Below are 13324 nucleotides of genomic sequence, written 5' to 3' on the forward strand. Positions count from 1 at the left end.
AAGCCGGCGATCGGCCGGTAGGCCAATGTTCCGAGAAGAAACGGGTTTACGCTTCTTTGCACAAGGGCCGCTTAAGCGGCCCTTTCTTATTGAATTGCAATGGCTAAACGACCATCAATCGTGCCGAGGCGGCGCCAACACCTCGCGGTTGCCGTTGTGCCCCTGCTCGCTGACGATGCCCTGCGCTTCCATCTGTTCGATGATGCGCGCCGCGCGGTTATAACCGATGCGGAACTGGCGCTGCACGCCGGAGATGGAGGCGCGGCGTTTATCCACCACGAAATCCACCGCCTGGTCAAACAACGGATCCAGCTCTTCGTCACCGTCCATTCCGCCGCCGGCACCGCCCTCGCCGTCTTCGCCGCCGCTGAGAATACCCTCTTTATATTGGGGCCGCTCGCGCGCTTTCCAATCCTTGACCACCGCGTGCACTTCCTGATCGCGCACGAATGCGCCATGTACGCGCACCGGAATTGAGGAGTTCGGCGCCAGATAGAGCATGTCACCCATACCCAGCAAGGACTCGGCGCCCCCCTGATCGAGGATGGTGCGGGAGTCGATTTTGCTCGACACGGTAAAGGCGATACGCGTCGGGATGTTGGCCTTGATCAGGCCGGTGATCACATCCACCGACGGACGCTGGGTCGCCAGCACCAGGTGGATGCCCGCCGCACGCGCTTTTTGCGCCAGACGGGCGATCAGCTCTTCGACCTTCTTGCCGACCGTCATGATCAGGTCGGCGAATTCGTCGACCATCACCACGATGTACGGCTCTTTCTCCAACACCGGCGGCGTGATGTCCATGCTGTCGGTCGGCTTCCAGAATGGATCCGGGATCGGACGCCCCATCGCTTCGGCCTGATCGACGCGCTCGTTGTAGCCGGCCAGGTTACGCACGCCCAGAGCTGACATCAGCTTATAGCGGCGTTCCATTTCGCCCACGCACCAGCGCAGCGCATTGGCGGCGTCTTTCATGTCGGTGACCACGTCGGTCAACAGGTGCGGAATGCCTTCGTAAACCGACAACTCCAGCATTTTCGGGTCAATCATGATAAAGCGCACTTCTTTCGGCGTGGCCTTATACAGGATGCTCAGGATCATGGCGTTGACCCCGACCGATTTACCGGAGCCGGTGGTACCGGCGACCAGCAAGTGCGGCATTTTGCCCAGATCGGCCACCACCGGCTCGCCGGAGATGTCTTTACCCAATACGATGGACAGCGGCGACGGGTTGTCGCGGAAGGCCGGGCAATCCAGCACCTCGCGCAGGTATACCGTTTGCCGCTTGGCGTTCGGCAGCTCCAGACCGACATAAGGCTTACCGGGGATCACTTCCACCACGCGCACTGCCGAAGTCGACAGCGAGCGCGCCAGATCGCGCGACAGGTTGGAAATGCGCGCCGCTTTAACGCCCGGCGCCAGATCCAGCTCGAAGCGGGTGATGACCGGCCCCGGCAGGATGTCCACCACGTCGGCTTTCACGCGATAATCGGCCAGGCTGGCCTCCACCAGGCGCGCTTTCTGTTCCAGCGCGAAGGAATCGACCGGCTCCACTTCTTTCGGCGCTTCGGTCAGCAGATCCAGCGTCGGCAGAGGCGTGGTCGGTTTCTGCAGCGGCTGATCGTTGCGCATCAGGAACGGGTGAATCAAGCTGTCCATCGCCGGATGCTGCTCGGCCTGAGGTTGCTGAGGCTGCTGCACCTGCGGCTGTTGCTGCTGATATTGCTGCTGATACGGTTGCTGCTGCGGCTGTTGGTATTGTTGAGGCTGCGGGTGCGATTGCTGAGGTTGGGCAGCCGGCGCCGCAGGCTCAAACTGGCCGAACGGCACGTCGTCCTCTTGCTCGCTTTCCAGTTCAATGCGCTCTTCAAGCTGCGGCGACAGCGTGAACATCGGCTCGCTCGGGCCATCGTCCACCAGATCCGCCATCGGCGAGAAGCTGAAAGCATTGCGGGTATCGACCGGGCTGGCGGCCGGCGCCTGCGGAGCAGGCTCTTGCTGGCCATAACGCGCCTGCTGCTGCTCGGCGAATGCCTGACGCAGCGCAGCCTCTTGCCGCGCCGCTTCGTCGTCCTGCTGGTCTTCGCCGTAACGCTGGCTCTGTTGCTCGGCGAACGCTTTGCTCAGCTCAGCCTCCTGCTGAGCCTGTTCATCATCCTGCTCCGGCGCGTAGCTTTCGCCGTAGCGCTGGCTTTGCTGCTCGGCGAACGCCTGGCGCAGCGCGGCTTCTTGCAGCGCCTCTTCTTCCTGCGGGTTCGCCGCCGTCAGCTGTTGAGGCTCCGCCTCTGTCTGGCGCTGTTCCTGTTCGGCCGCACGCTGCGAAGGCAGCTTGATACCGTAGGAAGCCAGCTCGCGACGGGTCGGGATGCGCACCGGGTTCGGCCGCGGCAGCTCAGGACCGATGCCCTGCTTAACCTGCGGGTTGCCGTCGCTGGTCGCCGTGAAGGCCGGCATAAAGGTCGCCGCCGCAACGCCCGCAGCAGCGGCTGCCGCCGTATCCGGCTGCGGTTTGGCGCCGGTGGCGCTGAAACCGCTCGAACTGCCGATGTCAACGCTGTCACGCTGTGCGGCGGTAAAATCAAAGGGAGAACGCGCCGGCGGCTGCGGCGCGGCCGGCTCTTGCCAGTTGCCAAGGCGCGGCTCATCGTCATCCTGATAAGGATCGACAGGACGCGTCGCCTTAGGCGCAGGCGTTTCTTCCGGGATCTCGAAGGAATACAGCGGCGGCGTAGCGTCTTGCGCCGGCGCACTTACCGGGTGCTGATTGACCGAGGCCGGCGCGGCCGGCGCCACCGTTACCGACGGCGCCTGAGCGGCGATCGGCGCAGCAACGGGCTCGTGGATCTCTGCCTTCACCGTCGGTGCAGGCGAAGCCACCGGCGCGCTGGGTGCGGCTACTGCTTCAAGCTCACCATCGTCGGCGCGCAGGCCGCTGAGCAACGGATCGGCGGCGTCTTCCGCCGCCGCTTTGGCGCTTTCGGTAACCGAAGGCGCGGAGAACAGCACGTCGTCATCGGCGGCCGCGGCTCCGGCGGCGGTCGCGGCAACCGCTGCGGCGGCACCCTTCCCTGCCTGCTCAGGCTCGTCGTCAACGTAACGCTCGTCATCTTCGAAATAGCGCTCTTCGCGGCGTGAGCGATTGGTCATCACCGTCGCAACGCCCAACACCGCCCCGCCGATCTTCTCGGCGATCACCAGCCAGGACCAGCCGGTAAACAGTGTCAACCCCGCCGCCCATACGCACAGCAGCGCCAGCGTAGCGCCGATGCCGTTGAACCACGGCAACATGGCGTTGCTCAGCAGGCTGCCGATCACGCCGCCGGAGGCGAAGTAATAGAGATCGTCAACGTTCAGCGCCGCCAACCCACAGGAGGTGAGCACTAACGCCAGGGTGCCGATCAGGCGCAGGGAAAGCGCGAAATAGTCGATGTAGTCTCTGTTGCTGCGTTGGCGATAAGCCGCCCAGCACAGGACCAGCATGATCGGCGGTATCGCGTAGGCGAGCACCCCGAAGGTGAAGAACAGCGTATCGGCCAACCAGGCCCCGACACCGCCGCCCAGATTGTGAATCGGCTCATGCCACGCGGTCTGCGACCAGCTTGGGTCAGACGGGTTGAAACTGACCAACGCAGCCATGAGGTAAACGGCAAAAATCGCTACCACGATAAGCACAGCTTCCAGCAAACGCCGGCCACTGCTGAGTCTTTTCAGGGTAACTTCTTTATCTTCTGTATATTCCTGGCTCAAGAAAGGCTCTCCAGGTTCCTGTTAGCTGACATAGCAACAGCGCCGAGAAACTGCCCCGGCGCCGAAACTGTATGAATAAACAGGAGTGTAACCAATTTAATCAGGTTTTGCACCTGCACCTTACCGTGTTTTGATAACCAGACGGTTACTCTGTTTCACTTCTTCCATCACTACGTAGGTACGGGTGTCGTTAACCCCCGGCAAACGCAGCAAGGTTTCACCCAGCAATTTGCGGTAAGCCGACATGTCCGGTACGCGGGTTTTCAACAGGTAGTCGAAATCGCCGGAAACCAGATGACACTCCTGAATCTCTTCAAGCTTCTGCACTGCCGAGTTGAATTGCTCAAACACATCCGGCGCGCCGCGGTTCAATGTGATCTCCACGAAAACCAGCAGGGACGCATCCAGATAATGCGGGTTCAGCAATGCGGTATAGCCATGAATGAAACCCTGGCGCTCGAGACGGCGCACGCGTTCCAAACATGGTGTCGGGGATAACCCCACGCGCTTCGAAAGCTCGACGTTCGAAATACGCCCATCCTTCTGCAGCTCATTCAGGATGTTGCGGTCGATACGGTCAAGATCTTTACCCGGGCGTTTCTTGTTGTCTGCCATTATTATTGTCTCTCTTATTTTCTTCCGTGCACTTGCCACACCCTAGCCAACGTCAATGTGTAAGGGTTCGTTCCAAGCGAAGACCCGATGCCTGTCATGTGCTTCTTCACTACCATCATTCCACGCCGCGCAGCCTGTCTGTCCAACTCCGCGCAGCGCCGGCAACGATGTTTCGGTCGAGAAAAAATCAGCAAACGCTTGCGCGCCCTGCTCCGCACTCCCGCTGCGTATCGTCGCCTTGCGGCGCAAATACGTACGATTTGCTGGTGTTACGGGGATAATTTCTTCTTCCTATGATGTTTTCGCAAATGCGCAGCGGATTGTCAAAGTAAAAGAAGCAAAATCAGAACAACGTACCGTCATGAAAAGTCTGCATCCCATTTTTGATTATGAATCGCTGGCTGATAAACCCCGGTCGGGAGCGGCGGAAGCCGCAGAGTGCGCCGTTTTTGCACGGTTGGCGATTCGCTGGCCGAATGCGGCTTTGATAAGTTAAATTTCTGCGTTCGACGACCGATTTACCGACAACGGATGCATTAATAGGCGACAACTATCATACAAATCGTTAACAACGTCGCCCGGCGCTTTTTTTACTGCGCCATTTTCCCTACAATCGGCTTCATTGTCCGCCATTGTGGAATAAAGAGGTTATTCATGGGCACGGCTAAACATAGCAAATTACTGATTCTGGGTTCCGGCCCGGCCGGTTACACCGCCGCCGTCTACGCGGCGCGCGCCAACCTGAACCCGGTGCTGATCACCGGTCTGGAACAAGGCGGCCAGCTGACCACCACCACCGAAGTGGAAAACTGGCCCGGCGACGCCGAAGGCCTGACCGGCCCGGCGTTGATGGAGCGCATGCGCGAGCACGCGGAGAAGTTCCAGACTGAAATCGTCTTCGACCACATCAACAGCGTCGATCTGCAGCAGCGTCCGTTCCGCCTGTTCGGCGACAGCGGTGAATACAGCTGCGACGCGCTGATCATCGCGACCGGCGCCTCCGCCCGCTATCTTGGCCTGCCTTCCGAAGACGCGTTCAAGGGCAAAGGCGTTTCCGCCTGCGCAACCTGCGACGGTTTCTTCTACCGCAACCAGAAAGTCGCAGTGGTCGGCGGCGGCAATACTGCCGTTGAAGAAGCACTGTACCTGTCAAACATCGCCGCCGAGGTTCACCTGATCCACCGTCGCGACAGCTTCCGTTCGGAGAAAATCCTGATCGACCGGCTGATGGAAAAAGTGAAGAGCGGCAACATCGTGCTGCACACCGACCATACGCTGGACGAAGTGCTGGGCGATGAAATGGGCGTGACCGGCGTGCGTATCCGCAGCACCAAAGCGGAAAACGAAACCCGTGAGCTGGAATTGGCCGGCGTGTTCATCGCCATCGGCCACAGCCCGAACACCGGCATCTTCGGCGGTCAGCTGGAGCTGGAAAACGGCTACATCAAGGTGCAGTCCGGCATTCACGGCAATGCGACCCAAACCACTATCCCTGGCGTCTTCGCCGCGGGCGACGTGATGGATCACATCTACCGTCAGGCGATCACCTCAGCTGGCACCGGCTGCATGGCGGCGCTGGACGCAGAGCGTTATCTGGACGGCATCGCTGGCGCAGAAGTCTGCTAAGACGTTTTCATCATCGGCAAAAAGCGGCTCTCGAGCCGCTTTTTTTGTTTCTGGGTTCAGCAATCTCTCTCTCCCATCTGTTATAGCCATATTTGCCCGCTTTATTCTTTTCAGTCTGCCGGGTCACGAGGTAACATGAGGCCTCGCTTGTTTGTCGCCGATTGCGCCAAACACTATTATTTAACAGTACGTTAACCCAGCCCGTAACAAACGGGCGCCGGCGACGCAGACGCATATCTGATGAAAAAAACCAGACAGCAACAGTTAACCCGTTGGCTTAAAACCCAGAGTTCGTTAGCGCAGCGTTGGCTGCGCCTTTCCATGCTGTTGGGGTTGTTCAGCGGCCTGCTGATCGTGGCGCAGGCGTGGCTGCTGGCCAGCCTGCTGCACGCCCTGATCATCGAACACACCCCGCGTGAGCAACTGATCCCTTCGTTTATCTGGTTGGCCGTCGCGTTCGCGCTGCGGGCGCTGCTGAGCTGGCTGCGGGAACGGGTCGGTTTTCTGTGTGGGCAGGTGATCCGCCAACGCATGCGCCGGCAGGTGCTGGATAAGCTGCAGCAGCTCGGGCCGGCCTGGATCCAGGGCAAACCGGCGGGCAGTTGGGCCAGCATCATCGTCGAGCAGATCGAGGATATGCAGGATTATTACTCGCGCTATCTGCCGCAGATGTATCTGGCGGTGTTTATCCCACTGCTGATCTTGATCGCCGTCTTCCCGATCAACTGGGCCGCCGGTTTGATTCTGTTGGCGACCGCGCCGCTCATCCCGCTGTTTATGGCGCTGGTGGGCATGGGGGCCGCCGACGCCAACCGCCGCAACTTTGTGGCGCTGGCGCGATTGAGCGGTAACTTCCTCGACCGCCTGCGCGGCCTGGACACCCTGCGGCTATTCGACCGCGCGCAGGCCGAAACCGCGCAGATCGCCAAATCCTCCGAAGACTTCCGCAGCCGCACCATGGAAGTGCTGCGCATGGCCTTCCTCTCCTCCGGCGTGCTGGAGTTCTTCGCGTCGATCTCCATCGCCGTAGTGGCGGTGTATTTCGGCTTTTCTTACCTCGGCGAACTCAACTTCGGCAGCTATGGCCTCGGCGTAACGCTGTTTTCCGGTTTTCTGGTGCTGATTCTGGCGCCGGAGTTCTTCCAACCGCTGCGCGATCTCGGCACCTTCTATCATGCCAAGGCGCAGGCGGTCGGCGCGGCGGAAGCGCTGGAAACCTTCCTCAGCGCCGAAGGCGAGCAGATGGGCAACGGCACGCGGAAGTTGCCCGCCGATCAATCGCTGACGCTACAGGCGAACGAATTGGAAATTCTGTCGCCGAACGGCGTGTTGCTGGCCGGGCCGCTGAGTTTCACCCTGCAACCGCAGCAGCGCGTGGCGCTGGTCGGGCTGAGCGGCGCCGGCAAAAGTTCGCTGCTCAATCTGCTGCTCGGCTTCCTGCCCTACCGTGGATCGTTGACCGTCAACGGCATCGAACTGCGTGACCTGTCCGCAGAGAACTGGAGGCAGCAGCTGAGCTGGGTCGGGCAAAACCCGCACCTGCCGGCGCAAACCTTGCGCGCCAATATCCTGCTGGGCTGCCCGCAGGCCGATGAAACGCAGCTGCAGCAGGCGGTGGAACACGCCTACGTCAGCGAGCTGTTGCCGTATCTGCCGCAGGGGCTCGACACCGAAGTGGGCGATAACGCCGCCCGCCTGTCGGTCGGCCAGGCGCAGCGCGTGGCGGTCGCCCGGGCGCTGATCGGCCCGCGCCGCTTGCTGCTGCTCGATGAACCGGCCGCCAGCCTCGATGCCCATAGCGAACAACGGGTGATGCAGGCGTTGAATGCCGCTTCGCATCAACAAACCACCCTGCTGGTGACGCATCAGCTGGAAGATACCGAAGACTACGATCAGATTTGGGTGATGGATAACGGGCGTATCGTGCAACAGGGCGATTACGCCACCCTCAGCGCCCAACCGGGCCTGTTCGCCACTCTGATCGCCCACCGCCGCGGGGAGCTTTAATCATGCGCGTGTTGCTGCCGTTTTTGGCGTTGTATCGCCGCCATAGCCTGCTGATTAGCCTGGGCATCATTTTGGCGATCGTCACCCTGCTGGCCAGCATCGGCCTGCTGGCGCTCTCCGGCTGGTTCCTGGCCGCCTCTTCGCTGGCCGGATTGGCGGGCCTGCTAACCTTCAACTACATGCTGCCCGCCGCCGGCGTGCGCGGCGCGGCGATCTTCCGCACCGCCGGGCGCTACGCCGAGCGTGTGGTCAGCCACGACGCCACCTTCCGCGTGCTGTCGCACCTGCGGGTGTTCACCTTCAGCAAGATCCTGCCGCTGACGCCGGGCGGCATCGCCCGTTTCCGCCAGGCCGACCTGCTCAACCGCCTGGTAGCGGACGTGGACACGCTGGATCATCTTTATCTGCGGGTGATCTCGCCGCTGATCAGCGCGGCGGTGGTGATCCTGGTCGTCACTTACGGCCTGAGCTGGCTGGATCCTGTGCTCGCCCTGACGCTGGGCGGCATTCTGCTGCTGTTGCTGCTGCTGGTGCCGCCGGTGTTCTATCGCGCCGGCAAACCGATCGGCGGCCAACTCACCGCGCTGCGCGGTCAATACCGCACCGACCTGACCGCCTGGCTGCAGGGGCAGGCGGAACTGGTGGTGTTCGGCGCCGTCAACGACTTCCGCCAGACGCTGAACGCCACCGAACAGCGGTGGCAACGCCGCCAGTGGCAGCAGGCCTCGCTGAGCGGCAAGGCGCAGGCGCTGATGATCCTTGCCAGCGGGCTGACGGTGACGCTGCTGCTGTGGCTGACCGCCGCGGGCATCGGCGGCGATACCCAACCCGGCGCGCTGATCGCGCTGTTTGTCTTCGCCGCGCTGGCGTCGTTCGAAGCGCTGATGCCGGTGGCCGGCGCCTTCCAGCATCTCGGTCAGGTGATCGCCTCCGCCACGCGGGTCAAACAGATCATCGATCGCCAACCGGAAGTCACCTTCCCTGCCGCCGGCCCGGCCGTTGCCGATCGGGCGCAGCTCAGCCTGCAGCAGTTGAGTTTCACCTACCCCGATCAGCCGCAGCCGGTGCTGCGCGACGTTACGCTCGAGGTGGCAGCAGGCGAACACATCGCCTTGCTCGGCCGCACCGGCTGCGGCAAGTCCACCCTGCTGCAGCTGCTGACCCGCGCCTGGCGCACCGACGGCGGCAAAATTCTGCTCAACGGCGAACCGCTGGAGGATTATGATGAAACCACGCTGCGCCGAATGACCACGGTCGTCAGCCAGCGAGTGCATATCTTCAGCGATACGCTGCGGGAAAACCTGCGGCTGGCCGCACCGGATGCCGACGACGCTCGTTTGAGTGACGTCCTGCAGCAGGTGGGGCTCGGCAAATTGCTGGCCGGCGACGGCGGACTGAACGCCTGGCTCGGCGAAGGCGGCCGGCAGCTGTCCGGCGGCGAACAGCGCCGACTGGGCATCGCCCGCGCGCTGCTGCATCCGGCCCCGCTGCTGCTGCTTGACGAACCGACCGAAGGGCTGGACGCCGAAACCGAGCAGCAGATCCTGGCGCTGCTGCGCCGGCATTGTCAGGGCAAGACGCTGATTCTGGTGACGCACCGCCTGTACGGCCTGGAACATCTCGACCGCATTTGCGTGATGGACGACGGCCGGATTGTCGAACAGGGCAATCACGCGGCCCTGATGCGCCAGCAGGGCCGCTATGCCCGCTTTCGCAACCGTATCAGCAACCTGGCGCCTTAATCGGCCCGTAGAGGACGCAGAGACCCTGTATGCGCATCGTTAAACTCTCCCCGCAGTCGCTGGCGTTTCCCTCGCCTGAGGGCGCCCTGCGCGATCCCAATGGCCTGCTGGCGATCGGCGGCGATCTCACGGCGCCGCGGCTGCTGGCGGCCTATGAGCGCGGCATCTTCCCCTGGTATTCGCCGGGAGAGGCCATCCTGTGGTGGTCGCCCGACCCGCGTGCGGTGCTGTTCCCGGCCGAGTTTCATCTTAACCGCAGCCTGAAACGCTTTCTGCGCCACGATCCGTTTCGCATCACGCTCAATCACGACTTCGCCGCGGTGATCGCCGCCTGCGCCCACCGGCCGGATGAAGGCACCTGGATCGGCCCGGAGGTGCAGCGCGCCTATCAGCATCTGCATCGCCTCGGCTACGCGCACTCGGTGGAGGTCTGGCAGGATGATCAACTGGTTGGCGGCATGTACGGCGTGGCGCAGGGCGCGTTGTTCTGCGGCGAATCGATGTTCAGCCGCGTCACCAACGCCTCAAAATGCGCATTGATGGCCTTTTGCCGCCATTTTGCCGCTTATGGCGGGGAATTGATTGACTGCCAGGTGCTGAACGCTCACACTGCCCGCCTTGGCGCGCGTGAAATTCCGCGCCGTCAATTCTTGCAGCAGCTCAGCACCCTTCAACGGCGGCCTTTGGCACCGGCGTGCTGGGCGCCGCAAGTCATATCCCCACAGCCGGTTGAACCGCCCTATCCAGTAAACTAATTGATGGAAACGGTGCAATGTTCACCGACACATCTTTACATAATGGGGGTTTTTCGGCATTATCTTGCCGGTTAAAAACTAAGGTAGTTAGACCTAGAGGATTCGATGGCCAAAGAAGACAATATTGAAATGCAGGGCACCGTTCTTGATACGCTGCCCAACACCATGTTCCGCGTTGAATTGGAAAACGGGCACGTGGTAACCGCACACATCTCCGGTAAAATGCGTAAAAACTATATCCGCATCCTGACGGGCGACAAAGTCACTGTAGAGCTGACCCCGTACGACCTGAGCAAAGGCCGCATTGTCTTCCGTAGCCGTTAATCGGCTCACCGCGCGCCACACGCTGGCGGCATCGAGGATGTAATCCCTCGGGAGCCCTTTCCGTTTACCCCCGCAGCGACGTTAAACAACGGGTTGCAGGTGCGCAGGTAAACTGAGAGGGCTCACTCGTTTCTGTTGTACGGTGAATCTCACCCATAAAAAAAGCGATGCCGAAGCATCGCTTTTTCTTTGCCTGCAGGCAGCCTTAGTGCACCGCGCCCTCGTCCGCCTTGCGCTTGGCGGCGCTGAGGAAGTGGTAAGTCAGCTGTTTCTTGTCCTTGTCCAGCTCGACCTTCACGGAACCGCCGTCCACCAGCGAACCGAACAGCAATTCGTTGGCCAACGGTTTCTTCAGGTTTTCCTGCATGACGCGCGCCATCGGACGAGCGCCCATCGCACGGTCGTAGCCCTTCACCGACAGCCAGTCGCGCGCTTCGTCGCTCACTTCCAGCGAGACGCCCTTCGCATCCAGCTGCGCCTGCAGTTCGACGATAAACTTGTCGACCACCTGCTGGATCACCTCGGTAGACAGATGGTTGAACCAGATGATGTTGTCCAGACGGTTGCGGAATTCCGGCGTAAACACCTTCTTGATCTCTTCCATCGCGTCGGTGCTGTTGTCCTGCTGCACCAGGCCGATCGACTTGCGTTCGGTTTCCCGCACACCGGCGTTGGTGGTCATCACCAGGATCACATTGCGGAAGTCCGCCTTGCGGCCGTTGTTGTCGGTCAGCGTACCGTTGTCCATCACCTGCAGCAGCAGGTTGAACACGTCCGGGTGCGCCTTCTCGATCTCATCGAGCAGCACCACCGCATGCGGATGCTTGATCACCGCATCGGTCAGCAGCCCGCCCTGATCGTAACCGACGTAGCCCGGAGGCGCGCCGATCAGACGGCTGACGGTATGCCGCTCCATGTACTCGGACATGTCGAAACGCAGCAGCTCGATATCCATCGCCTTGGCCAGCTGTACGGTGACCTCGGTTTTCCCGACCCCGGTCGGCCCGGCGAACAGGAAGGAGCCGACCGGCTTGCGCTCGTGGCCCAGACCGGCGCGGCTCATCTTGATCGCTTCCGTCAACGCTTCGATCGCCTGATCCTGGCCGAATACCAGCATCTTCAAGCGATCGCCCAGGTTTCTCAGCACGTCGCGATCGCTGGCCGACACCGTTTTCTCCGGGATGCGAGCGATACGCGCCACCACGGATTCGATATCGGCCACGTTGACGGTTTTCTTGCGCTTGCTGGCCGGCATCAACCGGCTGCGGGCGCCCGCCTCGTCGATCACGTCAATCGCCTTGTCCGGCAGATGGCGATCGTTGATGTATTTCACCGACAGCTCCACCGCGGCGCGGATCGCCTTGGCGGTATAACGCACGTCGTGGTGCGCTTCATACTTGGTCTTCAGGCCGTTGATGATCTGAACGGTCTCTTCCGCCGTCGGTTCGGTGATATCGATCTTCTGGAAACGGCGCGCCAGAGCGCGATCCTTTTCGAAGATGTTGCTGAACTCCTGGTAGGTGGTCGAGCCGATCACCCGGATCTTGCCGCTCGACAGCAGCGGTTTGATCAGGTTGGCGGCATCCACTTGCCCGCCGGAAGCCGCACCGGCGCCGATGATGGTGTGAATTTCATCGATGAACAGGATGCTGTTCTGATCCTGTTCCAGCTGCTTGAGCAGCGCCTTGAAGCGTTTCTCGAAGTCGCCGCGGTATTTGGTGCCGGCCAGCAGCGAACCGATATCCAGCGAATACAGCGTGCAGTCCGCCATCACTTCCGGCACGTCGCCCTGCACGATACGCCAGGCCAGGCCTTCGGCAATGGCAGTCTTGCCCACGCCGGATTCGCCGACCAGCAGCGGGTTGTTTTTACGACGACGGCACAGCACCTGAATCGCGCGCTCCAGCTCACGATCGCGGCCGATCAGCGGATCGATGCCGCCCACACGGGCCAACTGATTGAGGTTGGTGGTGAAGTTTTCCATACGGTCTTCCCCTCCGGACTGCTCTTCGTTCACCGGGTTTTCCGCATTCGGCGCTTGGCCCGGCTCGTCTTTACGCGTGCCATGTGAAATGAAGTTCACCACGTCGAGACGGCTGACGTCGTGCTTGCGCAGCAGATAGGCCGCCTGCGATTCCTGCTCGCTGAAAATAGCCACCAACACGTTGGCGCCGGACACTTCGCTGCGGCCGGAGGATTGCACATGGAAGACCGCGCGCTGCAGCACGCGCTGGAAGCTGAGCGTCGGCTGAGTGTCGCGCTCTTCTTCGCCGGCGGGCAGCGTCGGTGTGGTTTGTTCGATGAAGGCTTCCAGCTCCTGGCGCAACGCGGCCAGATCCACCGTACATGCCTCGAGCGCTTCTCGCGCGGCAGGGTTGCTCAGCAACGCCAGCAACAGGTGCTCCACGGTCATAAACTCGTGTCTGTGCTCACGCGCCCTGGCGAAAGCCATGTTGAGACTGAGTTCCAGTTCTTGATTGAGCATAAGCACCTCCCCAATAGATTGCC

General features: G+C 61.4%; 9 protein-coding genes. 6 read left to right on the forward strand and 3 right to left on the reverse strand.

The window, feature by feature from the left end:
* Nucleotides 1-114: 114 nt before the first annotated feature.
* Nucleotides 115-3747, reverse strand: a complete 3633-nt coding sequence (locus tag ACUTQY_RS08420) for a DNA translocase FtsK 4TM domain-containing protein (protein WP_046686767.1) — start codon at nucleotides 3745-3747, stop codon at nucleotides 115-117.
* A 120-nt stretch (nucleotides 3748-3867) separates the two neighbouring features.
* Nucleotides 3868-4362, reverse strand: coding sequence for a leucine-responsive transcriptional regulator Lrp (gene lrp, locus ACUTQY_RS08425; protein ID WP_004928318.1), 495 nt, complete (start codon nucleotides 4360-4362; stop codon nucleotides 3868-3870).
* Between the two features lie 55 nt (nucleotides 4363-4417).
* Here lrp and ACUTQY_RS08430 point away from each other — a divergent pair, with 55 nt between their 5' ends.
* From ACUTQY_RS08430 to infA, 6 genes are all read left to right on the forward strand, one after another.
* The gene (locus ACUTQY_RS08430) at nucleotides 4418-4858 is read left to right on the forward strand and encodes a hypothetical protein (protein WP_129993320.1); all 441 of its coding nucleotides are present in this window, start codon (nucleotides 4418-4420) and stop codon (nucleotides 4856-4858) included.
* A gap of 158 nt (nucleotides 4859-5016) precedes the next feature.
* Nucleotides 5017-5988, forward strand: coding sequence for a thioredoxin-disulfide reductase (trxB, locus tag ACUTQY_RS08435; protein WP_019454557.1), 972 nt, complete (start codon nucleotides 5017-5019; stop codon nucleotides 5986-5988).
* A 240-nt stretch (nucleotides 5989-6228) separates the two neighbouring features.
* The gene (cydD, locus tag ACUTQY_RS08440; RefSeq protein WP_033642552.1) at nucleotides 6229-7995 is read left to right on the forward strand and encodes a heme ABC transporter permease/ATP-binding protein CydD; all 1767 of its coding nucleotides are present in this window, start codon (nucleotides 6229-6231) and stop codon (nucleotides 7993-7995) included.
* Between the two features lie 2 nt (nucleotides 7996-7997).
* Nucleotides 7998-9737, forward strand: coding sequence for a heme ABC transporter ATP-binding protein/permease CydC (gene cydC / locus ACUTQY_RS08445; RefSeq protein WP_033642551.1), 1740 nt, complete (start codon nucleotides 7998-8000; stop codon nucleotides 9735-9737).
* Between the two features lie 29 nt (nucleotides 9738-9766).
* On the forward strand, nucleotides 9767-10492 hold the full coding sequence (gene aat, locus ACUTQY_RS08450; RefSeq protein WP_033642550.1) for a leucyl/phenylalanyl-tRNA--protein transferase: 726 nt from the start codon (nucleotides 9767-9769) through the stop codon (nucleotides 10490-10492).
* Between the two features lie 105 nt (nucleotides 10493-10597).
* Complete coding sequence (infA, locus tag ACUTQY_RS08455; RefSeq protein ID WP_002211347.1) at nucleotides 10598-10816, forward strand: translation initiation factor IF-1; 219 nt, start codon at nucleotides 10598-10600, stop codon at nucleotides 10814-10816.
* A gap of 205 nt (nucleotides 10817-11021) precedes the next feature.
* Here infA and clpA read toward each other — a convergent pair whose 3' ends face one another.
* Nucleotides 11022-13301 (reverse strand): ATP-dependent Clp protease ATP-binding subunit ClpA, encoded by a 2280-nt coding sequence (clpA, locus tag ACUTQY_RS08460; RefSeq protein WP_025302261.1) that lies wholly within the window; start codon nucleotides 13299-13301, stop codon nucleotides 11022-11024.
* Nucleotides 13302-13324: the final 23 nt, after the last annotated feature.

The organism is Serratia sp. TSA_130.1 (assembly GCF_052691795.1).